The organism is Streptomyces sp. NBC_01723, assembly GCF_036246005.1.
In the GTDB taxonomy this organism is placed as follows: Bacteria; Actinomycetota; Actinomycetes; order Streptomycetales; family Streptomycetaceae; genus Streptomyces.
Genome location: NZ_CP109171.1, coordinates 1,808,141 through 1,831,991, shown reverse-complemented (window position 1 = coordinate 1,831,991; position 23,851 = coordinate 1,808,141). Strand labels below are relative to the sequence as shown.

At 72.1% G+C, this 23,851-nt stretch carries 24 protein-coding genes and 1 pseudogene; 14 read left to right on the top strand and 11 right to left on the bottom strand.

The window, feature by feature from the left end; all coding sequences use genetic code 11:
* The first annotated feature begins 74 nt into the window (after positions 1-74).
* The 9 genes and pseudogenes from OIE75_RS08740 to OIE75_RS08700 form a co-directional block, all read left to right on the top strand.
* Positions 75-1,010 (top strand): carbohydrate ABC transporter permease, encoded by a 936-nt coding sequence (locus tag OIE75_RS08740; RefSeq protein ID WP_307011114.1) that lies wholly within the window; start codon positions 75-77, stop codon positions 1,008-1,010.
* Positions 1,007-1,906 carry a carbohydrate ABC transporter permease gene (locus tag OIE75_RS08735; protein WP_307011113.1) on the top strand — a complete coding sequence of 300 codons (900 nt, stop codon included), beginning with the start codon at positions 1,007-1,009 and terminating at the stop codon, positions 1,904-1,906. Before OIE75_RS08740 ends, OIE75_RS08735 begins: the two co-directional genes overlap by 4 nt.
* Entirely contained in the window at positions 1,903-3,060 is a 1,158-nt protein-coding gene (locus OIE75_RS08730) for a Gfo/Idh/MocA family protein (RefSeq protein ID WP_329470236.1), read from the top strand. The genes OIE75_RS08735 and OIE75_RS08730 overlap by 4 nt, the downstream gene beginning before the upstream one ends.
* A complete protein-coding gene (locus OIE75_RS08725; protein ID WP_329470235.1) occupies positions 3,057-3,902 on the top strand; it encodes a PmoA family protein in 846 nt (281 codons plus the stop codon). The genes OIE75_RS08730 and OIE75_RS08725 overlap by 4 nt, the downstream gene beginning before the upstream one ends.
* Positions 3,899-5,428 carry a glycoside hydrolase family 43 protein gene (locus OIE75_RS08720; protein ID WP_329470233.1) on the top strand — a complete coding sequence of 510 codons (1,530 nt, stop codon included), beginning with the start codon at positions 3,899-3,901 and terminating at the stop codon, positions 5,426-5,428. The genes OIE75_RS08725 and OIE75_RS08720 overlap by 4 nt, the downstream gene beginning before the upstream one ends.
* A gap of 49 nt (positions 5,429-5,477) precedes the next feature.
* On the top strand, positions 5,478-6,842 hold the full coding sequence (locus tag OIE75_RS08715; RefSeq protein ID WP_329470232.1) for an ABC transporter substrate-binding protein: 1,365 nt from the start codon (positions 5,478-5,480) through the stop codon (positions 6,840-6,842).
* A gap of 155 nt (positions 6,843-6,997) precedes the next feature.
* Positions 6,998-8,332 (top strand): pectate lyase family protein, encoded by a 1,335-nt coding sequence (locus OIE75_RS08710; RefSeq protein ID WP_329470230.1) that lies wholly within the window; start codon positions 6,998-7,000, stop codon positions 8,330-8,332.
* Positions 8,333-8,349: 17 nt separating this feature from the next.
* Positions 8,350-9,477 carry a pectinesterase family protein gene (locus OIE75_RS08705; RefSeq protein WP_329470228.1) on the top strand — a complete coding sequence of 376 codons (1,128 nt, stop codon included), beginning with the start codon at positions 8,350-8,352 and terminating at the stop codon, positions 9,475-9,477.
* A 120-nt stretch (positions 9,478-9,597) separates the two neighbouring features.
* Positions 9,598-9,693, top strand: a pseudogene (locus OIE75_RS08700) (HAD family acid phosphatase); the annotation flags it as partial.
* A gap of 10 nt (positions 9,694-9,703) precedes the next feature.
* On the opposite strand, the gene OIE75_RS08695 reads toward OIE75_RS08700, so the two are convergent.
* From OIE75_RS08695 to OIE75_RS08660, 8 genes are all read right to left on the bottom strand, one after another.
* Positions 9,704-10,426: a hypothetical protein gene (locus tag OIE75_RS08695; RefSeq protein WP_307011100.1), complete on the bottom strand. Its 723-nt coding sequence runs from the start codon at positions 10,424-10,426 to the stop codon at positions 9,704-9,706.
* Positions 10,423-10,989, bottom strand: coding sequence for a SigE family RNA polymerase sigma factor (locus OIE75_RS08690; RefSeq protein WP_307011097.1), 567 nt, complete (start codon positions 10,987-10,989; stop codon positions 10,423-10,425). Before OIE75_RS08690 ends, OIE75_RS08695 begins: the two co-directional genes overlap by 4 nt.
* A 70-nt stretch (positions 10,990-11,059) precedes the next feature.
* A complete protein-coding gene (locus tag OIE75_RS08685) occupies positions 11,060-12,514 on the bottom strand; it encodes a peptidoglycan D,D-transpeptidase FtsI family protein (protein ID WP_329470226.1) in 1,455 nt (484 codons plus the stop codon).
* 64 nt (positions 12,515-12,578) lie between these two features.
* Entirely contained in the window at positions 12,579-13,241 is a 663-nt protein-coding gene (locus tag OIE75_RS08680; RefSeq protein WP_329470225.1) for a response regulator transcription factor, read from the bottom strand.
* A 49-nt stretch (positions 13,242-13,290) separates the two neighbouring features.
* Positions 13,291-14,541 (bottom strand): sensor histidine kinase, encoded by a 1,251-nt coding sequence (locus OIE75_RS08675; RefSeq protein WP_329470224.1) that lies wholly within the window; start codon positions 14,539-14,541, stop codon positions 13,291-13,293.
* A complete protein-coding gene (locus OIE75_RS08670; protein WP_329470223.1) occupies positions 14,538-14,843 on the bottom strand; it encodes a hypothetical protein in 306 nt (101 codons plus the stop codon). The genes OIE75_RS08675 and OIE75_RS08670 overlap by 4 nt, the downstream gene beginning before the upstream one ends.
* Positions 14,844-14,920: 77 nt before the next feature.
* Entirely contained in the window at positions 14,921-15,391 is a 471-nt protein-coding gene (locus tag OIE75_RS08665) for a GNAT family N-acetyltransferase (RefSeq protein ID WP_307011087.1), read from the bottom strand.
* A gap of 3 nt (positions 15,392-15,394) precedes the next feature.
* The gene (locus OIE75_RS08660; protein ID WP_125494587.1) at positions 15,395-16,168 is read right to left on the bottom strand and encodes an IclR family transcriptional regulator; all 774 of its coding nucleotides are present in this window, start codon (positions 16,166-16,168) and stop codon (positions 15,395-15,397) included.
* Positions 16,169-16,280: 112 nt separating this feature from the next.
* Between OIE75_RS08660 and OIE75_RS08655 the strand changes: the two genes are divergently transcribed.
* From OIE75_RS08655 to OIE75_RS08635, 5 genes are all read left to right on the top strand, one after another.
* Positions 16,281-17,810 carry an aldehyde dehydrogenase (NADP(+)) gene (locus OIE75_RS08655; protein ID WP_307011084.1) on the top strand — a complete coding sequence of 510 codons (1,530 nt, stop codon included), beginning with the start codon at positions 16,281-16,283 and terminating at the stop codon, positions 17,808-17,810.
* Between the two features lie 110 nt (positions 17,811-17,920).
* Positions 17,921-18,529, top strand: a complete 609-nt coding sequence (locus OIE75_RS08650) for a DUF1349 domain-containing protein (RefSeq protein ID WP_307011082.1) — start codon at positions 17,921-17,923, stop codon at positions 18,527-18,529.
* A 37-nt stretch (positions 18,530-18,566) separates the two neighbouring features.
* Complete coding sequence (locus OIE75_RS08645; protein ID WP_329470222.1) at positions 18,567-19,070, top strand: GNAT family N-acetyltransferase; 504 nt, start codon at positions 18,567-18,569, stop codon at positions 19,068-19,070.
* Between the two features lie 76 nt (positions 19,071-19,146).
* Entirely contained in the window at positions 19,147-19,872 is a 726-nt protein-coding gene (locus OIE75_RS08640; protein ID WP_307011078.1) for a DsbA family oxidoreductase, read from the top strand.
* 47 nt (positions 19,873-19,919) lie between these two features.
* Positions 19,920-21,014, top strand: a complete 1,095-nt coding sequence (locus OIE75_RS08635; protein WP_329470220.1) for an aminotransferase class V-fold PLP-dependent enzyme — start codon at positions 19,920-19,922, stop codon at positions 21,012-21,014.
* Positions 21,015-21,080: 66 nt separating this feature from the next.
* Here OIE75_RS08635 and thpD read toward each other — a convergent pair whose 3' ends face one another.
* From thpD to ectB, 3 genes are all read right to left on the bottom strand, one after another.
* Positions 21,081-21,980, bottom strand: a complete 900-nt coding sequence (gene thpD, locus OIE75_RS08630; protein ID WP_307017817.1) for an ectoine hydroxylase — start codon at positions 21,978-21,980, stop codon at positions 21,081-21,083.
* A gap of 3 nt (positions 21,981-21,983) precedes the next feature.
* On the bottom strand, positions 21,984-22,382 hold the full coding sequence (locus OIE75_RS08625) for an ectoine synthase (protein ID WP_121746346.1): 399 nt from the start codon (positions 22,380-22,382) through the stop codon (positions 21,984-21,986).
* An 88-nt stretch (positions 22,383-22,470) separates the two neighbouring features.
* Positions 22,471-23,742 carry a diaminobutyrate--2-oxoglutarate transaminase gene (gene ectB / locus OIE75_RS08620; RefSeq protein WP_307011074.1) on the bottom strand — a complete coding sequence of 424 codons (1,272 nt, stop codon included), beginning with the start codon at positions 23,740-23,742 and terminating at the stop codon, positions 22,471-22,473.
* Between the last annotated feature and the right edge of the window lie 109 nt (positions 23,743-23,851).

The window sequence follows — 23,851 nt, the reverse complement described above, 5'->3', positions numbered from 1 at the left end:
CCTCCCTGCACGCCGAGAAAGCGCTTCCTGCACGACCCGCGCACGACGTACCAGAACCAGAACGGAGAACTGTCATGGCCCAAGCCGCAGCCGTGGCGAAACCGCCCGCGCCACCCCGGCGGCGCCGTGCCTCCGCCACCCCGCGCAGGCTCCCCTACCTGCTGATCGGGCCGGCCGTCCTGCTGATGCTGGGCTTCATCGCCTATCCGGTCATCAGCGTCTTCTACTACAGCCTGCAGCACTACAACCCCACCAAGCCGTGGCGCAACGGCTTCGCGGGCTTCGACAACTTCGTCCGGATCTTCACCGACGACCCGGTGTTCCTGGACACCCTCGTCTTCAGCGCCAAGTGGGTCTTCGTCGAGGTCGGGCTGCAACTGCTCTTCGGCCTGGCGCTGGCGCTCATCGTCAACCAGACCTTCGTCGGCCGGGGTGTGGGGCGCGCCCTGGTCTTCTCCCCCTGGGCCGTCTCCGGGGTCCTCACCTCCGCCATCTGGGTGCTGCTCTACAACTCCCAGACCGGCATCACCCGTTACCTCGCCGACATGGGCATCGGCACCTACGGCACCAGCTGGCTCTCGGACACCTCCACCGTGTTCTCCGCGGCGGTCGTCGCCGACCTGTGGCGCGGCGTCCCCTTCTTCGCGATCCTCATCCTCGCCGACCTCCAGTCCGTCTCCAAGGACCTGTACGAGGCCGCCGAGGTCGACGGGGCGAGCCGCCTCAAGCAGTTCTGGCACATCACGCTGCCGCACCTGAAGGACGCCATCATCCTGTCCACCCTGCTGCGCGCGGTGTGGGAGTTCAACAACGTCGACCTGCTCTACACCCTGACCGGCGGCGGACCCGCGGGCGTCACCACGACCCTGCCGCTGTACATCGCCAACACCAGCGTCGACGCCCACGACTTCGGCTACGCGTCGGCCCTCACCACGGTCGCGTTCGTGATCCTGCTCTTCTGCTCGATCGTCTACCTGCGGCTGAGCAAGTTCGGAGGCGAGAACAAGTGATCACCAAGGAGGCCACCGCGCCCGCCCCCGCGCCGACGCGGACCGACCACGAACCGCCGCGGCCGGCCGGGAAACGCCGCCCCGCCTGGGACGAGGTCCCCCGCTGGCAGATCTACCTCCCGCTCGGCATCTACCTCGTCTTCACCCTGGTCCCGTTCTACTGGATCCTGCTCTTCGCGCTGCGCCCGGCGGGCTCGACCTCGCTGGTGCCCTGGCCGATGACGTTCGACCACTTCGAGAAGGTGTGGACCGACCGAAGCTTCGGCACCTTCTTCCAGAACAGCGTCTACGTAGGCGTCGCCACCCTGGTGATGACCACCCTCGTCGCCCTGGCCGGCGGCTACGCCCTCGCCCGGTTCGACTTCAAGGTCAAGCGGGTCTTCATGCTCGGCCTGCTGTGCTCCCAGTTCGTGCCCGGCGCGCTGCTGCTCGTGCCGCTGTTCGAGATCTTCGCCGAACTCCAGATGATCAACTCGCTCGGCAGCGTCATCATCGCCGAGACCGTCTTCCAGCTGCCGCTGTCGATCATCCTGATCAGCAACTTCATCAAGAACGTGCCGTACTCCCTGGAGGAGGCGGCCTGGGTCGACGGCTGCGGCCGGTTCCGGGCCTTCCGGATCGTCGTGCTGCCGCTGCTGCGGCCGGGTCTGATCGCGGTGGGTTCCTTCGCCTTCGTGCACTCCTGGAACCACTTCCTGTTCGCCCTGATGTTCCTCAACAACCAGTCCAAGCAGACCATCCCGGTCGGCCTCAACTCCCTGATGAGCGCGGACAGCGTCGACCTCGGCGCGCTCGCGGCGGGCGGCATCGTCGCCGCGGTCCCCGTCGTGATCGTCTTCGCCTTCATCCAGAAGTGGCTGATCACCGGCTTCAGCGCGGGGGCGGTGAAGGGATGAGCCCGCTTCCCGTCGTCCTCGCCGGCGCCCGCGGGCACGGCCGCTGGCACGTCGCCAACATCCGGCGCCTGGAGCGGGCCGGACTGGTCCGGCTGGCCGGGATCTGCGAACTGACCCCGCTGACCGAGCAGGAGGCCGGCGGGGAACTCCCCGAGCAGTCCGCCGACTTCGGTGCCCTGCTGGACTCCACCGGCGCCCGGGTCGCGGTGGTCTGCACGCCGATCCCCACCCACACCGACCTCGCGCTGACCGCCGCCCGGCGGGGCGTGCACCTGCTCCTGGAGAAGCCTCCGGCGCCGTCCTACGCCGAGTTCCGCCGGATGGCCGACGGGGTCGCCGGGACCGGCGTGGCCTGCCAGGTCGGTTTCCAGTCACTCGGCTCGCACGCGGTGCCGGCGATCCGGGAACTGGTGGCCGAGGGGGCCATCGGTGAGGTCGTGGGCGTCGGCGGGGCCGGGGCGTGGGTGCGCGACGAGGCCTACTTCCGCCGGGCGCCCTGGGCGGGCCGGCGGCGGATGGACGGCGCCGACGTGGTCGACGGGGCGCTGACCAACCCGCTGGCGCACGCCGTCGCCACCGCCCTCGCGCTCGGCGGCACCACCCGCGCCGAGGACGTCACGGGCATCGAGACCGAACTGAGCCACGCCAACGACATCGAGGCCGACGACACCTCCTGCGTGCGGATCGGCACCGCGCGCGGGCACCGCGTCACCGTCGCCGCGACCTTGTGCGCGGAACGGGCCGCCGAGCCCTACGTCCTGCTGCACGGCGGCAGCGGGCGCATCACCTTCTGGTACAAGCAGGACCGCATCCTGCTCCAGCGCGGCGGCCACGGCCCCGAGGAGTACCAGTACGGCCGCACCGACCTGCTGGAGAACCTGGTCGACCACCTCACCACCGGCGCCGCCCTGCTGGTGCCGCCGGACGAGACCGGTGCCTTCATGCGGGTCGTGGAGGCGATCCGCACGGCTCCCGACCCGGACCCGTTGCCCCCGGCCGCCTGGCACCGCGTCCCCGGTGAGAGCCGCCGCGTGGTCCCCGGTGTCGACGGACTCGTGGCCGCCGTCGCCGACACCCTCAGCCTCTACTCCGAGCTGGGCGCGCCCTGGGCACCGCGCACCGAGCACGCGCTGAACGAGGTGAGTGCCCGATGACCGGCGACGACACCCCGGTGCTGCGCGTGGCGGGCCGCCCCGTCGCCCGGTACCTCACCCGGCCCGAGCTGCCGTCCCGGCTCTCCCCGCGCCCCTGTCTGCACCCCGTCACCACCCTGGCCGGCACCCCCGTCACCGAGTTCCGCCCCGCCGACCACCTCCATCACCTCGGCGTCGGTGTCGCCGTTCCCGACGTCGAGGGGCACAACTTCTGGGGCGGGCGCACCTACGTCCGCGACCGTGGCCCGACCGAGCTGGACAACCACGGCGCGCAACGGCACACCGCCTTCCAGCTCCGCGACCCGGACGGCTTCGTCGAGGAACTGCGCTGGGTCGCCGCGGGCACCGAGCTGCTGCGTGAACGCCGCACAGTCGCCGCCACCGAACTCACCGCCACCGCCTGGGCGCTGGACTTCACCTTCTCCCTCACCAACGCCACCAGGGCCCCGCTCACCTTCGGCAGCCCCGCCACCAACGGGCGCCCCGGCGCGGCCTATGGCGGCTTCTTCTGGCGGGCCCGCAAGGAGGGCACGGCCCCGCGGGTCTTCACCGCCGACCGGGAGGGCGAGCCGGAGGTCCACGGCCACCGCGCCGACTGGCTCGCGCTGAGCGGCGACACCTGGACGCTGGTCTTCGCCGGCGCCACCGAACGCACCCGGCGCGACCCGTGGTTCGTGCGCACCGAGCAGTACCCGGGGGTGGGGTCGTCGCTGGCCCACGACGACCGGGTGGCCGTCGCACCGGGGGACACCCTGGTCCGCCGGGTCGTCACCGTGGTCGCCGACGGCCGCCTCGACGGCGACGGCGCCGCGGCCCTCGTACGGAAGGCGGTCGGCCGGTGACCCCCGAGAGCGCGCGGACGTACACCAACCCCGTGCTGAACGCCGACTGGTCCGATCCGGACGTCGTGCGGGTCGGCGACGACTTCTACCTGACCGCCTCCAGCTTCGGCCGCGTCCCCGGCCTGCCCCTGCTGCACTCCCGGGACCTGGTCAACTGGACCCTGGTCGGGCACGCCCTGGACCGCCTGGAACCCGCCCACGCCTTCGCGACGCCCGGCCCCGACCGGGGCGTCTGGGCACCGTCCCTGCGGCACCACGCCGACCGCTTCTGGATCTTCTGGGGCGACCCGGACCAGGGCGTCTTCCAGGTCAACGCTCCCGAGATCCGCGGGCCGTGGACCGCGCCCCGCCTGGTCAAGGCCGGCAAGGGACTGATCGACCCCTGCCCCCTCTGGGACGACGAGACGGGCGAGGCGTACCTCGTGCACGCCTGGGCCAGGTCCCGCTCCGGGATCAAGAACCGCCTCACCGGCCACCGTATGCACCCCGACGGCACCGAGGTCCTGGACGAGGGCGAGGTGATCGTCGACGCGGACCGCATCCCCGGCTGGTTCACCCTGGAGGGCCCCAAGCTCTACCGGCACGACGGCTGGTTCTGGATCCTGGCGCCCGCGGGGTCGGTCGAGACGGGCTGGCAGGGCGCCTTCCGCTCGCGCGGCTTCTTCGGGCCGTACGAGGAGCGGGTCGTCCTCGAACAGAAGGACACCGACGTCAACGGCCCCCACCAGGGCGGCTGGGTGCGCACGGCGTCCGGCGAGGACTGGTTCCTGCACTTCCAGCAGCGCGGCGCGTACGGGCGCGTGGTGCACCTCCAGCCCATGGTGTGGGGCGAGGACGGCTGGCCGGTGCTGGGCGACGACGGCGCCCCGGTCACCGAGCACCGGCGTCCCGCCCTGCCGCCGCAGCCGCCCGCCGCGCCGGCCACCGGCGACGACTTCCCCGGCGGTCGCCACGGCCGCCAGTGGTCGTGGACGGCCAACCCCCGCGACGGCTGGGCCACCCAGCACTCGGGGGACGGGCTGCGCCTCGCCTGCGTCCGCTCCGACGACGCGCACGACCTGCGCCGCGTGCCGAGCGTGCTCACGCAGCGGCTGCCCGGCGAGCCCCGCGTGGTCGAGGTGGAGCTGCGGCTGGACAGCGAGGAGCCGGGCGCGCGGGCCGGGCTCGCGGTCCTCGGCGACGCCTACCGCTGGATCGGGCTCCAGCGGGACGCCGACGGGACGGCGTACCTGGTGCACCGGTTCGCCGAGTCGGTGGCGCAGGCCGAGCGGGACGCCGACCGGCCCCGCCCCGCACCACGGGTACGCGCACTCCTGCGCGTGGAGACCGTCGCCGGGGCCCGGTGCCGTTTCTCCTACGACCTGGGCGACGGCCCGCGCCCCACCGGCCGGGACTTCGCCGCCACCCCCTGGCGCTGGGTCGGCGCCCTGCTCGGCCTGTTCGCCCTGGCGCCGGCCGGCCAGGGACACGCCGGCGCGGCCACCTTCACGCGGTTCCGCGTCGGACCGCACCCGCCCACCTACTGAACCACCCGAAGCTCCCCCTTTGTTGGATCCAGAAGAAGAGAGCCGACCAATGAAGATCAGCATGCTCAGCAGCAGAGGCACAGGCAGGCGCCGGACGTCCGCCGCCGTCGCCCTCGCCGCCGTACTCGCGCTGACCGCCACCGCCTGCGGTGACGACGGCAGCGGGACCGGCGGCGACAAGGGCGCCGAGGGCAGCGGCAAGGGGAAGATCGTCTTCTGGGACAACAACGGCGGTATCCGTACGGCCGTCTGGAAGGAGATCATCGCCGACTTCGAGACGGCCAACCCGGACATCGACGTGGAGTACGTCGGGATCGCCGCCACCGAGTACCAGTCCAAGGTCGACACCGCCATCCAGGGCGGGGGTCTGCCGGACGTCGGCGGCGTCACCGCCTCGATGCTCGCGGGCTTCTCCGCCCAGGGCGCGCTGGAGCCGCTCGACGGCCGGCTCGCGAAGTCCTCCCTGAACGGGCAGCTCAACAAGGACATGGTCGAGTCCCTGAAGGCGGCCGGCGGCGGAGACGGCACCCTGTACTCGGTGCCGACCTCCGCCAACAACGGCGTCCTCTACTACCGCACCGACCTGTTCGAGAAGGCCGGGCTGGAGGAGCCGACCACCTGGGACCGCTTCTTCACGGCCGCCGAGAAGCTCACCAAGGCCGGCAAGAACGAGTTCGGCTACACCATCCGCGGCGGCTCCGGCTCCATCGCCCAGGCGTTCGACGCGATGTACGGGCAGTCGGGCATCACCTCGTTCTGGGACGCCGACAAGAAGAAGACCACGGTCAACGACCCGAAGAACGTCGCGGCGCTGGAGAAGTACGCCGCCCTCTACAAGAAGGTCACGCCGGCCGCCGACGTCAACAACGACTTCGCCAAGATGGTCGCCCAGTGGGACACCGGCACGATCGGCCTGCTCAACCACAACCTCGGTTCCTACCAGGACCACGTGAAGGCGCTCGGGGCCGACAAGTTCCGCGGCATCCCGCAGCCGGTCGGCCCCGGCGGCAAGCGGGTCCAGGTGTCCAACCCCGTCGACGGGCTCGGCGTGTTCAAGAGCTCCAAGAACAAGGAGGCGGCCTGGAAGTTCATCGAGTTCGCCACCTCGAAGGAGCAGAACTCGAAGTTCAACGAGTCGGCCGGGCAGGTGCCGTCCAACACCGGGGCCGGGCAGGACGCGTGGATCCAGAAGGCCGAGCCGACGAAGCTGGCCGCGGAGGCGCTGAACGACGGGTCGACGACGATCGTGCAGCTGCCGTACTACCTGCCGGACTGGAACACGCTGTCCAAGTCGGAGAGCGAGCCGGCGTTCCAGAAGGTGTTGCTCGGGGACATGAGCGCGAAGTCGTTCCTCGACGATCTGGCCGAGAAGCTGAACGCGGCGCAGGCCGACTGGGTCGCGCAGGCGGGTTAGTTCACACCGAGCTTCGCCGTGGGGCGGTCCGTGGTGTGCGGACTGCGGGCCGTCCCCGGCTGGTCGCGCCCACGCGACGGAGTCGCCCATCGAAACAGCCTCGCGCCCCTGAGGGCGTTGAACCCTCCCTAGCGAAGAAAGAGGAGAGCCGCATCATGTACACACTTGGATGGCATGGGCATGCCATATTCAGAGTCGGCCTGCTGGCAGGCTGCACCACCCTCGTGCTGGCCCTGACCACCGCCACCGCCCAGGCCCGGCCCGGGCATCACCCTCCGCGCGATGCCGCCCGGCAGACGCTGCCGGCGAAGGACGGGTGGGCCTCGGCGGGGTCCGGGACCACCGGCGGGGCCGCCGCCGAGGCCGCCCGCGTCTTCACCGTCACCGACTGGGACGGGTTCCGTGCCGCACTCGCCGTCGAAGGCACCGCGCCGAGGATCATCAAGGTGAAGGGGACCGTCGACGCCGTCGCCGAGGGGTGTGACGCCTTCGCCGCGCCCGGTTACGACTTCGACGCCTACCTGGAGAAGTACAGCCCCGAGAACTGGGGCACGGAGACCGACCTGAGCGCCGAGCCCGACGACAGCCCCGAGGGGCTGCGCCGTGCCTCCGCCGCCCGGCAGGACCTGGCCGTCAAGGTGGAGGTCCCCTCCAACACCACGATCATCGGCGTCGGCCGCGACGCCGGTCTCAAGGGCGCCAGTCTGCAGATCAAGGGCGTGGACAACGTCATCGTCCGCAACCTGACCTTCGAGAGCCCCGTCGACTGCTTCCCGCAGTGGGACCCCACGGACGGCGACAAGGGCAACTGGAACTCCGAGTACGACAGCGCCGTCGTGTACGGATCGACGCACGTCTGGCTGGACCACAACACCTTCACCGACGGCGACCACCCCGACAGCGCGGCGCCCACCTACTTCGGCATGCTCTACCAGCAGCACGACGGCCAGCTCGACGTCGTACGCGGCGCCGACCTCGTCACCGCGTCCTGGAACGTGTTCACCGAGCACGACAAGACGATCCTGATCGGCAACAGCGACAGCGAGTCCACCGCCGCGGGCGACCGCGGGCACCTGAAGGTGACCTTCCACCACAACCTGTTCAAGAACCTCGTCGAGCGCGCCCCCCGGGTGCGGTTCGGGCAGGTCGACGTCTACAACAACCACTTCGTGGCCGGCGAGGACTACGCCTACAGCTTCGGTGTGGGCAAGGAGTCCCAGCTCGTCGCCGAGCACAACGCCTTCACGCTGCCCGACGGCGTCAGCGCCGCGAAGGTGCTCAAGCGCTGGAACGACGCGCCGCTCACCGCCGCGCACAACCGCGTCAACGGCCGCACCGCCGACCTGATCGCCGTGCACAACGCGGAGATCCCGGAGGAGACCCTGCGCTCCGGCGCCGGCTGGACGCCCACCCTGCGCACCAAGGTCCTGCCCGCCTGGGCGGTCCCGTTCGCCGTGGACCACGGCGCGGGCGCCGGACGCCTGCGCTGACCCGAAGGAGCATCCGCATGCCCAGACCCGCCCTGTCCCGCAGGGGATTCCTGATGACGACCGCCGGCGCGGGCGCCGCCCTCGGCCTCACCGCCCGCCCCGCCGTCGCCGGGCCCCGGACCCACCCGCGCCCTTTCGGCCGCCACGGCTCACCGGCCGCCCGGCGCTCCCCGCAGACCCTGTACGTCGACCCGTACGGCCGTGGCGACTTCACCTCCGTACAGGACGCCGTGACCGCGGCCGCGGGGAGCGGCTGGACGCTGGTCCTCGCCCCCGGCACCTACCGCGAGACGGTCCTGCTCGACACCGACCGCACCGACGCGACCTGGATCGGCGCCTCCGGGGATCCGCGCGACGTGGTCATCGTGTACGACAACGCGGCCGGCACCCCCAGGCCGGACGGTTCCGGCACGTACGGCACCAGCGGGTCGGCCACCACCACCCTGCGCGCCGACGGCTTCACCGCCCGCCACCTCACCTTCGCCAACGACTGGCTGCGCGCCGACCACCCCGGCATCACCGGCACCCAGGCCGTCGCGGTCAAGGTCCAGGGCGACCGCTCCGCCTTCCACCACTGCCGCTTCCTCGGTCACCAGGACACCCTCTACGCCGACAGCCGCGACCTCTCCCACTTTGCCCGCCAGTACTACGCGCACTGTCACGTCGAGGGCGACGTCGACTTCGTCTTCGGCCGGGCGACCGCGGTGTACGAGCACTGCCGCTTCCGCACCCTGACCCGCACCGACCTCGACGCCGCCCCCTACGGCTTCGTCTTCGCGCCGTCCACGGCGGGCGCCAACCCGCGCGGCTACCTGGTGACCGGCGGCCGCGTCGACAGTGAGGCCCCCGACGGCTACTACAAGCTGGCCCGCCCCTGGGTGCCCAGCTCCGACGGCACCGCCCGCCCGATGCTCACCGTGCGCGAGACCCGCCTCGGCGCCGGCATCGACGCCCGCGCGCCCTACGCGAACATGCGGGACGAACACCCCTGGCAGCGGCAGCGGTTCCGGGAGTACCGCAACACCGGGCCCGGCGCCGTGGTGACCGTCCCGGAGAACCGGCCCCTCCTCACCCGCGCCGAGGCGGCGGCGCACACCCGGGAGGCGTACCTGGGCGACTGGCGCCCGTACCGACGCATGCCCTGACGGGCCCACCGGGTCCGGCACGTGACCCGCTCGACACGAATGTGGCCAGGTAAAGGGGCGCGGATCCGGGCACGGGTCTCGCCCCCACCCGGGCGACGCGCGCAGAAACGTGTGTCATGCATCGTCGCCAACGTCGGCGACCAGTACTCCGACCTCCGGGGCGGCCACGCGGATCGCACCTACAAGCTGCCCAACCCGACGTACTTCGTCGAGTAGCGCGGGGGCGTCAGCCGCTCTCGCCCGGCGTGAAACCGCCCTCCACCGAGTGGCGTCCGGACGCCGCGGTGGCCGACGCGGAGTAGCGGTCGCCGCGCGCGTCCCGGCCACCGCGCTCGTGGTTGTACTGCCCGGCGAACATCCACTCGCCCGCCGGGACGGTGCGGCCCGGCCTGAGCGTCCACCGGTAGACGAGGAAGCCGTCCCGTTCACCGGCCGTGAACGTGAAGTCGTCCTCGGGCAGCGAACGCCACGCGCCCGTGGAGGTGACCGAGCCGGTCTGCGCCACCCGCAGTTCGACGGTGAGCGCGGTCAGGGGAGCGCTCGTCCTCAGGGTGATGTTGCTCTGCGCCCAGAACTCGTTGCTGTGCGGGTCCACCGCGCCGGCCGACCACAGCGGGCCGGGCTCTCGCGTCCCGGGCTCCCGCGTCCCGGGCTCTCGCGAACCGGGCGGGGCGGCGACCGAGCGCGGTGCGGGAGCGTCCCCGTCCACCGTCGACGCGGCCAGGGAGCCGCCGGCCACCAGCACACCCGCCACCGCGACGGTCGCCCCGGCCACCCGCGCCCAGCCCGGCAGCGCACGGGACGGCCGATGGTGTCCGGTGGTGTCGTCCCCGGCCGCCATGGAGCGCTCCACCCGGGCCAGGATGCGCGCCCGGTCCGGCTCGTGCGCCCCGGCCGCCCGGCGGAGCCGGGCGCGAAGCTCCGCGTCGGCGTCCCGCCGCCCGGTCATCCGGCGCCTCCCGCGGCCTCACCGCCGCGCGCGAGCGCCGCGCGCACCTGCCGGGGGGCCGCCCGGGTGCCGAGCAGCCGCTGCAGTTCGGCCACGCCCTTCGAGGTCTGGCTCTTGACCGTGCCCACCGAGACGCCCAGGGCGAGCGCCGTGTCCCGCTCGGAGAGGTCGAACCCGTGCCGCAGCACCACACAGGCCCGCTTGCGGAACGGCAGCCGGCGCAGCGCCTCCCGTACGTCGACCACCCCGGCGACGTCCGGGTCCTCCGTCCGCTGCTCGCGCGGCGACCAGAACAGGGCGGCCCGTCTGCGCTCGCGCACCGCGGCGCGGATACGGGAGCGGGCCAGGTTGGCGACGACACCGCGCGCGTACGCCACCGGGTGGTCGGCCGTGCGCACCCGGTCCCAGCGGTGCCACAGGGCCAGCAGGGCGTCCGCCGCGAGATCGTCGGCGGCGTCCGGCTCACCCGTCAGCAGCTGGGCGAGCCGGGCCAGTTCGGCGTAGTGGCGTTCGAAGAAGGCGTGGAACTCCGCGGAGGCGGCGTCGTCGACGGCTCTCCCCACGGGCGGGCTCTCCTCCCAGCGGCTTCCCGGCGTCGAACACCGTACGGCAGACCGAACCCGCGGGGGAGGGTCAGCTCCTGAGCGCCGCCTCCATCATCGCCTTGGCCACCGGGGCCGCCAGGCCGTTGCCGCTGACCTCGGAGCGGGCCGCGTCGGACTGCTCGACGATGACCGCCACGGCGACCTCCTTGTCCGAGGAGTCGGACTTGGCGTACGAGGTGAACCAGGCGTACGGCGTCTTGCTGTTGTTCTCGCCGTGCTGGGCCGTGCCCGTCTTGCCGCCCACCGTGGCGCCGGCGATCCGGGCGTTGGACCCGGTGCCCTTGTCGACGACGGTCTGCATCGCCGACTGGAGCTGCTCGGCGGTGTCGGAGCCGACGATCCGCTTCGAGTCCGCGTCGGAGTGGTCCTCCAGGGCGTCGCCGCCGCTGTCGGTGACCTGCGACACCATGTGCGGGGAGACCAGCTCGCCGCCGTTGGCGAGGGCCGCCGAGACCATCGCCATCTGCAGCGGGGTCGCCGTGACGTCGAACTGGCCGATCCCCGTGAGGGCGGTCGACGAGCTGTTCATGTCCCTCGGGTACACGCTCGTGTACGCCCGGACCGGCACGTCCTGCGACTCGTCGTTGAAGCCGAACTTCTCCGCCATGGCGCGCAGCTCGTCCTGGCCGAGGTCGACGGCCATCTTCGCGAACACGTTGTTGCACGAGTACTGGAGGGCGGTGCGGATCGTGGCGTTCTCGCAGGGCGCGTTCGGGTTCTCGTTGGACAGGTCCGTCGTGGTGCCCGGCAGCCGGTACGGGTCCGGGCTGTCGGTCTTCTCGTCCACGGACCCGTACAGCCCGTTCTCCAGCGCGGCGGCCGCGACGACCAGCTTGAAGGTGGAGCCCGGCGGCAGCGGCTGGCGCAGCGCGCGGTTGGTCAGCGGCTTGTCCGGGTCCTTGGTGAGCTTCTCCCAGGCCTCGCCCGCGGTGTTGGCGTCGGTGAGCGACGTCGGGTCGTACGAGGGGGTCGACACGACCGACAGGATCTCGCCCGTCTTCGGGTCGATCGCGACGGCGGCGCCCTTCGTCTCGCCCAGGGCGTCGAACCCGGCCTTCTGCACGGCAGGGTCGATGGTCGTGACCACGTTCCCCGGCTCGGCCCGCTTGTTGGTGATCGTGTCCATGACGGTCTTGAGCCGCGGGTCCGTGCCGTTGAGCACGTCCTGGTAGATGCCCTCGAGCTGGGTCGGCGCGTACGCCTGCGAGGCGAAGCCCGTCACGGCCGCGTACATCTTGCCGTTCTCGTACGTGCGCTTGTGAGCGAGGTCGCTCCCCTCCGTGGGTGCCGAGCCGGTGACCGACCGGCCGCCCACGATGATGTTCCCGAGCGGCTCCGCGTACGTCTCGATCGCGTTGCGCCGGTTGTCCTTGCTGTCCGCGAGCGCCCGGCCCTCGTAGAACTGCACCCAGGTCGCCCTGATCAGCAGAGCGAACACCAGGAGCAGCGTGAGGACCGATGCGCGCCTGATCGTCTTGTTCATCCCGCTGACAGGACGAACGGGCCGGGGCCGATCGTTCCATGTGCCCCGTTTTCTCATCGTCCGTTCATGTGGCCGGTCCGGTGAAGCCGGCGTCGTAGGCCCGGATCACCGCCTGGGTGCGGTCCCGGCTGCCGGTCTTCGCCAGCACCGACGCCACGTGTGTCTTCACCGTGGCCGGGCCGACCGCCATCCGCGCCGCGATCTCCGCGTTGGTCAGGCCGGTCGCCATCAGGCGCAGCACCGCGCCCTCGCGTTCGGTGAGCCGTGCCACCCAGGGCGGCGGGGCGGGGTTCGCGCGGGCGTGCTCTGCGGCCAGCGTCCGCACCGCCGACGGGAACAGCAGCGTGTCGCTGTGCGCCACCAGCCGCACCGCGCGGACGAGGGTGTCGGCGTCGGCCCGCTTGAGCAGGAACCCGGCGGCCCCGGCGCGCAGGGCGTCGTACACGTAGGAGTCGTTCTCGAAGGTGGTCACGACCACGACGCGGGGCGGCTCGGTGACGGTGGCGAGGATCTGCTCGGTGGCGCGGATGCCGTCGACGCCGGGCATGCGGACGTCCATCAGGACCACGTCCGGCACGGTCTCCCGCACCACGGACACCGCCTCGGCACCGGTGGCCGCCTCCCCGACGACCCCCAGGCCGGCCTCGGCGGAGAGGATGGCACGCAGCGCGGTGCGCACCATCCGCTCGTCGTCGGCGAGCACGATGCGGATCGGCGGGCGGGTCACGGGGCCTCCTCGGGTGCGGCTTGCGGCGGCGGGGCGTGGAGCCGGCGGGTCACTTGGGTGCCTCCAGGGGCAGTCGTACCTGGAGGCGCCACGTCGCTCCCTCGGCGCCGGCCTCGGCCGCGCCGCCCAGGAGGCGGGCGCGGTCGGTGATGCCGCGCAGGCCGTGGCCGCCGCCGGGGCGCGTGGTGCCGGCCTCGCCGAGGGGGTTCTCGACAAAGATCCGCAGGTCGTCGTCGCGCACGTCGACGCGCAGCGCCACGGTGACGTCCGCGCCCGCGTGCCTGAGCGCGTTGCTCAGCCCTTCCTGCACGATGCGGTACGCCTCGCGCGAGACCGGCGGCGGCAGCGCGCCGGGGTCGGCGGTGACCCTGGCGGTCACCCGCAGTCCGCCCGCGCGGGTGCGGCGCAGCAGCCCGTCGAGGTCGTCGGCGAGCGTCGGTGCCGGCGCGGTGCCGGGGGCGTCGCCGTCGCGCAGTACGCCCAGTACGGCGTCGAGTTCGCCGACCGTGCGCCGGGTGGTGTCCTCGATCGCGGCCAGCACCTCGCGGACGAACTCCGGGTCGCTGTCCAGGACCCGGCGGGCGGCGCTCGCCTGGAGGGTGACCGCGCTCAGGGCGTGGCCGACGGAGTCGTGCAGCTCGCGCGCGAGCCGGTTGCGGACGGCGAGCGCGGCGGCGCGGGCCTCGGCCACCGCGAGCCGGTCCTCGGCGGAGGGGCCGAGCAGCGCGGGCGCCCAGCGGGCCAGCAGTGTGCCGCAGGCGGCGGCGCACCCGGCGAGCGCGACCAGCATCGCGGCGCCCGCGACCGGCGCGAGCGCGAGCGACCAGGTGTGCTGGAGGACGCCGGGCAGCCCCATCCGGTCGTCCCGCAGCGTCGGCACGAACGGCAGCACGATCAGCGCGGCCGCGAACGGCGGCACCGCGAGCGACATCCCCGCGATGACGCCACCGAGGCCCAGGTGCAGCGTGAACCAGGCCGCCGTGCGCCCCTTCTCGCCCTTGGTGCGGGCGGGCCCGTGGGCGAGCCGGTCCGGCTCGACCCCGCACAGCGACCGCACGACCCCGGACTCCAGCGGCCGGGTCAGCGGGAACAGCGAGGTGACGGCTGCCAGCGGCAGCCCGACGGCGAACGAGGCCAGTTGCAGGCGCAGTGACCCGAAGACGTCCGTGTCCCCGGCGACCGGGCCGACGACGACCGAGCCGACCAGGACGTACGGTACGGCGAGCGCGCCGCCGAGGATCAGATGGATCCACCGCAGCCGCGCCCGCCGCCCGAAAAGCAGCCCGGCGAACGAGGTCACGGCCGGGCGCCGAGGGCGGCCGACCGCCGGACGGGGAAGTGGGCGCCGCCCGACGCGAGGAGCAGGCCGACGGTCATCCGGCCAGCGTAGGTGAGCGTCCTCGGCGCTGTCGGCCGGTCGGCGGGATCGTCCGCCGGATGACCATGATCGTCACCAACGGGGTCTCGGTCCCGCTGGACGGCTGTGTGATCGTGCCGGCGCTGGTGCTGGAACAGGTCCACCGCGCGCGGCAGCCCGTGGGTGCGGGTCGGCCCCGGCGACGTGGCGGCCGGTGGGGGCGTGGGTGCGAACGTCCGCGTCATGCCTCCACGCTCCCGTGCGGACACCCCGGGCACGTCACGCGCGGCGACGATCCGTCTCCGCCGCGCGGCGGAGGGGGTCAGTGCGCGAGGTGGAGGACGACCTCGTCGATCTCCTCGCCCCGCGCCGCCGCGAAGCCCCTGGCCCGGGCGGTCGTCTCGAAGCCGCACTTCTCCAGCACCCGCCGCGACCCCGCGTTGTCGGCCGCCGCACGGGCGTAGAGCGGGCGGTCCGGCACCTCGGCGAGCAGGGCCCGCAGCGCCGCCGTCGCCACCCCGCGGCCCCAGTACGCCCGGTCCACCCAGTAGGTGACCTCGCGCTCGCCGGGCTCCCCGTACACCGCCGCGCTGCCCACGACGTCACCGTCGCCGAGGATGGTCCGCACGACGTCGGCGGAGGCCCGGATCCTGCTCCAGTGGGCCGCGAACGCGTCCCAGTCGGCCGGGTCCTTCGGCGTGAAGGCCGCCATGCGCAGGGCCTCGGGATCGTTCATCTGCCGGAAGAACACGGGCAGATCGCTGTCGTGGACGTCGCGCAGTGCGATGAGCATGGCTCAGAGCCTACGCGTGGCCAGTGTCAGCCGGTCCCGCGCGTCGAACAGCGCGTCCTTCACCATCTGTTCGTGCGCGGGCGTCAGCCGCGCCACCGGCACCGAGCAGCTGATCGCGTCCCGCGCGGGGGTGCGGTAGGGCACCGCCACGCCGAAGCAGCGCAGCCCCAGCGTGTTCTCCTCGCGGTCCACGGCGAAGCCCTGCTCCCGCACCAGGCGCAGCTCCTCGATGAGCTTCTCCCGATCGGTGATGGTGTGCTCGGTGAGCGCGGGCAGCGTCTCCGGCAGCATCTTGCGGACCTGCTCGTCGGTGTACGTGCTCAGCAGCGCCTTGCCCAGCGAGGTCGAGTGCGCGGGCAGCCGCCGGCCGACCCGGGTGAACGGCCGCAGGTAGTGCTGCGACTGCCGGGTGGCCAGATAGACGACGTTCGTGCCGTCCAGGCGCGCGAGGTGGATGGTCTCCGTCGTGTCGTCGGAGAGCCGGTCCAGCGTCGGCCGCGCCGCCGCGACCACCTCGTCGCCGTCGATGTACGAGGTGCCGACCAGCAGCGCCCGTACCCCGATGCCGTACCGCGTGCCCGTGGCGTCCGTCTCCACCCAGCCCAGCTCCACCAGCGTGCGCAGCAGCATGTAGAGACTGGACTTGGGATAGCCGACGGCCTCCTGGACCGACGCGAGGGAGTGCATACCGGGGCGTCCGGCGAAGTACTCGAGCAGTTCAACCGTCCGCACCGCGGACTTGACCTGCGCTCCGCCCCCCGTCTCGCCAGCCGACATCGCCCTTGACCCCTTCGTTCGCCGGGAAATAGTCTCGAACAGCATATTCATCACCAGAGACAGCGTTCAGTATATCGAACGGTCCGATGCAGAGCACGTGGAGGGACCCGCGGTGGCAGCAGCACCAGTCTGGAGTGTCGACCCCCGTACCGGGAAGCAGCGTGAACAGGTCGCGGTGGAGGCCACCGCCCAGGAGGTGGACGACGCCGTCCGTGCCGCGCACGCCGCCCGCGGCGCCCTCGCGGACCGTACCGTCCGCGCGGCCTTCCTGCGCGGTGCCGCCGACGAACTGAAGGCCGCCGAGGACACGCTGGTCGAGGTCGCCGACGCGGAGACCGCGCTGGGTCCGGTGCGGCTCACCGGTGAACTGGCCCGCACCTGCTACCAGCTGCGCGCCTTCGCGGACATCGTGGACGAGGGCGAGTTCCTCGGTGTCGTGGTCAACCACCCCGACGACACCGCCACCCCGCCCATCCCGGACCTGCGCCGCTACAAGGTGCCCCTCGGCGTCGTCGCGGTCTACTCCGCCTCCAACTTCCCGTTCGCCTTCTCCGTCCCCGGCGGCGACACCGCCAGCGCCCTCGCGGCCGGCTGCCCGGTCGTCGTCAAGGCCCACCCCGACCACCCGGCCCTGTCCGAACTGGTCGCCAAGGTGCTGCGCCGCGCCGCGGCCCGGCACGGCATCCCGGACGGCGTACTCGGCCTGGTGCACGGTTTCGAGGCCGGCATCGAACTGATCCGGCACCCGCTCGTCGCGGCGGCCGGCTTCACGGGCTCCATCCGCGGTGGCCGCGCGCTCTTCGACGCGGCCGCGGCGCGGCCGGTGCCGATCCCCTTCCACGGCGAGCTGGGTTCGCTGAACCCGGTCGTCGTCACGGAGGCGGCGGCCGCCGAGCGGGCGGACGCGATCGGCGCGGGGCTGGCCGGCTCGATGACCCTGGGCGTCGGCCAGTTCTGCGTGAAGCCCGGCCTGGTCCTGGTGCCGGCGGGCGCCGCCGGTGACGGCCTGGTCAAGACGCTCACGGACGCGGTCAGCGACACCGACGCCGGCGTCCTGCTCGACCACCGCATGCGGGACAACTTCGTCGCCGGCGTCGCCGAGCGCGCGGCGCTGCCCGACGTGGACTCGCCGGTGACGCCCGGCGCGGGCGGCGAGCACACCGTCGCCGCGGGGTTCCTCACCGTGCCGGCCGCGCGGCTCGCGGCGGAGGGGGAGCACGATCTGCTCCTGGAGGAGTGCTTCGGGCCGGTCACCGTGGTGGCCCGCTACCAGGACGAGGACGAGGTGCGGGGCGTGCTGTCGCGGCTGCCGGGGAACCTCACGGCGACCGTGCAGCTCTCCTCCGGAGAGGTCGCGGGGGAGGGGAGCGGTGCCGAGCTTCTCGGTGCGGTGACGCCGCTGGCGGGGCGGGTGCTGGTGAACGGGTGGCCCACGGGGGTCGCCGTCGCGGCGGCTCAGCATCACGGGGGGCCGTATCCCGCGACGACGTCGACGTCCACGTCGGTGGGGGGAACGGCTGTGGAGCGGTGGCTGCGGCCGGTGGCGTATCAGGGGGTGCCGGAGGCGCTGCTGCCGGCGGAGCTGCGGGACGGGAATCCGCTGGGGTTGCCTCGAAGGTTCAACGGGGTGCTCGAGCGGTAACGGTGGCGCCGTGGGGTGTGGGGTTCGTCGCGGAGTGCTGCGCCGTTGTGGCTTGTCGCGCAGTTCCCCGCGCCCCTGAGTGAGTCCACCCGACCGGAGAGAATCAGTACATGGACATCGCACTTCCCGAACTGCCCTTTCCGCTCCGCCCCTACGGGCCCGACGGCGGCTGGTCCTACGAGGGGGGCGTGCTCACCGGGGCCGCCGGGCCGCGGCAGGACCGGTTCGTGACGCCGACCGGGGAGGCGTTGGACACCCCCTCCGACGCGCCCCGGCTGCTCGGCGCGCCCGACGGGGACTTCCAGCTCGTCGCCCGGGTCACCGTCGGGTTCAAGGCGGCCTTCGACGCCGGGGTGCTCTACGTGCACGTCGGTGAGCGGGCGTGGGCCAAGTTGTGCCTGGAGTACTCGCCGGACGTGCCCACCGTCTGCACGGTGGTCACGCGGGGCCACTCCGACGACTGCAACTCCTTCACCGTGGACGGGAGTTCCGTCTGGTTCCGGGTCAGCCGCAGTGGGCGCGCCTTCGCCTTCCACGCCTCGCTCGACGGCGAGCGCTGGACCTTCGTCCGGCTCTTCACGCTCGGCGACGCGGAGGAGACCGGTGCGGCCCTGGTGGGCTTCCTGGCGCAGGCGCCGACGGGGGAGGGCTGCGTCGTGACGTACGACCGCCTGGAGTTCCGGCCGGGCTGGCCGGCGGACCTGCGCGACGGCAGCTGACGCAACCGGCTGGGTGGTCGCGCGCGTCCTGCGGTGCATGATCAGCGAACGTGTGACCGGAAGCAGGGTGATCCGCACCGTCCTGCCCGCCGAGGCCGAGACCGTCGCCGCCCTGCACGCCCGGGCCCGGGCGACGTACTACCCCGACGGGCTGCCCGACGACGGTCTCGACTGGCCGGCCCGTTGGCGCACCGCCGTGGAGCGGACCGACGGGCACGTGCTGTGCGCGGTGGAACAGGGGCGCATCGCCGCCATCGCCTCGTTCCGGGTCCCGGAGGACGGAGCGGCGGACAAGGTCAAGCTGTTCCAGTTCCACGTCGACCCCGGCCACTGGCGCGGCGGCCTCGGCACCGCACTGCACGCCGCCTGCGTCGAGCAGTGGCAGGCCGACCGCCGGCGGTCGGCGGTGCTGGACGTGCACGTCGACAACCGGCGGGCGCAGGCCTTCTACGCCCGCCTGGGCTGGGTCCCGGACCCGGAGAACCCGCCCGCCGAGGGCGACCACCATCTGTTCCTGCGTTTCCGGGTGCCCGGGGAATGAGGCCCGCTGCTTGAACGTTCACGTATGGGCGCGGAGAGGGCCTCCGTACCCGTACGACCTGGAGAAGAGCCGAGACATGCGCGTCGAGATCTGGAGCGACATCGCCTGCCCGTGGTGCTACGTGGGCAAGGCCCGATTCGAGAAGGCGCTGGCGGCCTTCCCGCACCGGGACGGCGTCGAGGTGGTCCACCGGTCGTTCGAGCTGGACCCAGGGCGGGCCAAGGACGACGTGCAGCCGGTGCTGACGATGCTCACCGCCAAGTACGGCATGAGCGAGGCGCAGGCGCGGGCCGGTGAGGACAACCTCGGCGCGCAGGCCGCCGCCGAGGGCCTGGACTACCGCACCCGCGACCGCGACCACGGCAGCACCTTCGACATGCACCGGCTGCTGCACCTCGCCAGGGAACGGGGCCGCCACGACGCCCTGCTGGACGCCTTCTACCGGGCCAACTTCGCCGAGGAGCGCTCCGTCTTCAACGACGACGAGCGGCTCGTGGAACTGGCCGTCGCCGCAGGTCTGGACGCCGACGAGGCCCGTGCGGTGCTCGCCGACCCCGCCGCCTACGCCGACGAGGTCCGCGCCGACGAGCGCGAGGCCGCGCAGCTCGGGGCCACCGGAGTGCCGTTCTTCGTGCTCGACCGGGCCTACGGCGTCTCCGGCGCCCAGCCCGCCGAGGTCTTCGCCCAGGCGCTGACGCAGGCGTGGGGCGAGCGCACCCCGCTGAAGCTGATCGACGACGGCGGCGCGGAGGCGTGCGGTCCCGACGGCTGTGCGGTGCCGGGGGCCGAGAACCCCAGGTGAGGGCCCGTACATAAGCGTTGCTTGGAGAAACCGCGTAGAAATACGCAATGGACGGGGGGGTCACGGGGCCGCACAGTGGTGCCATGGAGAGCTTCGAGAATCTCGTCCGTGCCGAGTTCGCCCCGAAGACCACGTACCTCAACACCGCCAGCACCGGCCTGCTGCCCGCCAGGACCCTCGTCGCGATGCGGGACGCGGCGGCGTCGGCCGCGGCCGGGCAGCCGCTCGACATGTTCGCCGACGTCGAGGCGTGCCGGTCCGCCTACGCCCGGCTCGTGGGGGTGCCCGCCACCCGGGTCGCGGCCGGTGCCTCGGTGGCCACCTACAGCGGCCTGGTCGCCGCCGCACTGCCCGCGGGCGCCGAAGTCCTCACCGCCGAGGCCGACTTCGCCTCGCTGGTGAACCCCTTGTACATGCGGGGCGACCTCAAGGTGCGCGGTGTGCCCCTGGAGCGCCTCGCCGAGTCGGTGGGCCCCGAGACCGCGCTCGTCGCGGTCAGCTCGGTCCAGTCGGCCGACGGGCGGATCGCCGACCTCGCGGCGGTGCGGGACGCGGCCCGGGCGCACGGGGCGCGGACGCTGATCGACGTCTCCCAGGCGAACGGCTGGCTGCCGACGGCCGCGGACGACTTCGACTTCGTGGTCGCCGTCGCCTACAAGTGGGTGCTCTGCCCGCGCGGCGTCGCCTTCCTCGTCGTACCGGAGGACCTGGGGGTGTCGGCCGGGCTGACGCCGCTGTTCGCCGGATGGGCGTCGGGGGAGCGCCCTTGGGACAGTTGCTACGGCCCCGTCCAGGAGCTGGCGCACTCGGCCCGGCGCTATGACGAGAGCCCCGCGGTGTTTTCGTACACAGGCGCCAGGCACTCCCTGGCGCTGCTCGAGGAGCTGGGCGTGGACGCCGTGCACGCCCACGACACCGGTCTCGCCGACCGGTTCCGCGCGGGAGTGCTGTCGCTGGGCCACGAGCCGGTGGCCGCGCCGGGCTCCGCCATCGTGTCCGTGCCCGGCCTCGGCCGGCGCAGGGACGAGGTGAGCCGGGCCGGCGTCGAGGTCTCCGACCGGGCGGGCAACCTGCGGGCCGCCTTCCACCTGTACAACACGGCGGCGGACGTCGACCGGCTGCTGGACGTGCTGGCGGGCTGAGAACGTGCATCGGGCAGGAGCCTCCCGTCCCACACAAAAGGCCCCTGCCCGAGTTCAGATGCGGGGTCACCTCACCGGAGTGAAGTCCCGCGCGCCGATGAAGTCCGGCCGCCGGATCGGTGCCGCGAACGGATCGACCGCGGTGTTCTCGACGCTGTTGAAGACGATGAACACGTTGCTGCGCGGGAAGGGCGTGATGTTGTCGCCCGATCCGTGCATGCAGTTGCAGTCGAACCAGGTCGCCGAGCCGGCCTTGCCGGTGAACAGCTTGATGCCGTACTCCGAGGCCATCTTCGTCAGGGCCTCGTCGGACGGCGTCCCCGCGTCCTGCATCTGCAGGGACTTCTTGTAGTTGTCCTTCGGCGTGGCCCCCGCGCACCCGAGGAACGTCTTGTGCGACCCCGGCATGATCATGAGACCGCCGTTGGTGTCGTAGTTCTCGGTGAGCGCGATCGAGACCGAGATCGTCCGCATGTTGGGCAGGCCGTCCTCGGCGTGCCAGGTTTCGAAGTCCGAGTGCCAGTAGAAACCGCTGGCCCCGAAGCCGGGCTTGACGTTGATCCGCGACTGGTGGACGTAGACGTCCGAGCCGAGGATCTGCCGGGCCCGTCCGACCACTCGTTCGTCCCGCACGAGGTTGGCGAAGACCTCGCTGATCTTGTGCACCTCGAAGACCGACCGGATCTCCTTGGACTGCGGCTCGACGATCGAGCGCTCGTCCGCGCGGATGGCCGGGTCGGAGGTGAGGCGCTCCAGCTCCCGCTGGTAGACCGCGACCTCGTCCGGCCCGATGAGCTGGTCGATGGCGAGGAACCCGTCGCGCTCCAGGGACTGGAGGTCACCCTGCGAGACGGGACCGGGCGTGTCCGGGGAGCCCCAGACGACCGGGTCCTGCCGGGGGGTTGCCACCTCGGTGGCGCCGCGGGTGGGATAGAGATCGGTGACGTTCGTGGTCATGGTCACGATGACTCACACCTCCTCGGTGAGCAGCGGGTAGACGCCGTTCTCGTCGTGGTCCTCCCGTCCGGTCACGGGCGGATTGAAGACGCACAGGCAGTGGAAGTCCTCCTTGACCTTGAGCGTGTGCCGCTCATGGCCGTTGAGGAGGTACATCGTGCCGGGCGTGATGGTGTACGTCTTCCCCGTCTCGCGGTCGGTCAACTCGGCTTCGCCCTTGGTACAGACGACGGCCTCGATGTGGTTCGCGTACCACATCGACGTCTCCGTACCCGCGTACAGAATCGTCTCGTGGAGGGAGAAGCCGACCTTCTCCTTCGCGAGGACGATGCGCTTGCTCTCCCAGGTGCCGGACGCCGATTTCACGTGCCGGTCGGTGCCTTCGATCTCCTTGAACGAACGGACGATCACGGTGTTGCGATGCCTCCTAGGTGAAGGGTGTGCAGGGTCCCCGGCGCCCTCGGCACGCGGGCCGAAGGCGCCGGAAGCAGTGGTGGTGTCAGGCCGTCTCACGCACGGCCCGGGCGAGGGTCTTCATGCCCTCGTCCAGCTCTTCGGGCGTGATGGTGAGCGCCGGGAGCAGTTTGACGACCTCGCTCTCGGGGCCGGACGTCTCGATGAGCAGCCCGAGCTCGAAGGCGCGCTTGGCGACCTTCCCCGCGCGGTCCTTGTCGTGGAACTCCAGGCCCCAGACCAGGCCGCGGCCCCGGTACTCCTTGACGTCCGCGAGGTTCTCCTCGGTAATGGCGATCATGTGCTGCTCGACCTGCTCACCGCGGGTGCGGGTCTGCTTCTCCATCGCCGACCCGTCGGCCCAGTACGTCTCCAGCGTGGCGGTCGCGGTCACGAAGGCCGGGTTGTTGCCGCGGAAGGTGCCGTTGTGCTCGCCCGGCTCCCAGACGTCCAGCTCCGGCTTGAACAGGCACAGCGACATCGGCAGGCCGTAGCCGCTGATCGACTTGGACACGGTCACGATGTCCGGCGTGATGCCCGCCTCCTCGAAGGAGAAGAAGGCGCCGGTCCGGCCGCAGCCCATCTGGATGTCGTCCACGATGAGAAGCATGTCCTGGCGTGCGCACAATTCCGACAAGGCGCGCAGCCACTCGGTCCGGGCGACGTTGATGCCGCCCTCGCCCTGCACCGTCTCGACGATCACGGCGGCCGGCTTGTTCAGGCCGGAGCCCTGGTCCTCGAGCAGTCGCTCGAACCACAGGAAGTCCTCGACGGTGCCGTCGAAGTAGTTGTCGAACGGCATCGGCGTGCCGTGCACCAGCGGGATGCCGGCGCCGGCCCGCTTGAAGGCGTTGCCGGTCACGGCCAGCGAGCCCAGCGACATGCCGTGGAAGGCGTTGGTGAACGACACGATCGACTCGCGCCCCTTCACCTTGCGCGCCAGCTTGAGCGCGGACTCCACGGCGTTGGTGCCCGTCGGGCCCGGGAACATGACCTTGTACGGCAGGTCACGCTTGCGCAGGATGATGTCCTGGAACGTCTCCAGGAAGCGGCGCTTCGCGGTAGTCGACATGTCGAGACCGTGCGTGACGCCGTCTCGCTCCAGGTAGTCGATCAGCGCGCGTTTCAGGACCGCGTTGTTGTGCCCGTAGTTGAGGGAGCCTGCTCCGGCGAAGAAGTCGAGGTACTCGTGGCCGTCCTCGTCGTACATGCGGCTGCCCACGGCACGGTCGAACACGGTGGGCCAGCCGCGGCAGTAGCTACGCACCTCGGACTCGACGGTCTCGAAGACGCTGAGGTCGGGCTGGGTGATGGTCACGACGAATCGCTCCTCGTGGGGTGAGGGTGGGAGAGGAAGGTCGTACGAATCCGGCGGGAACCGGTGTGGTCCCGGCGGGAAGTCTGGGGGGCCGGACGGTCGGGGGTGC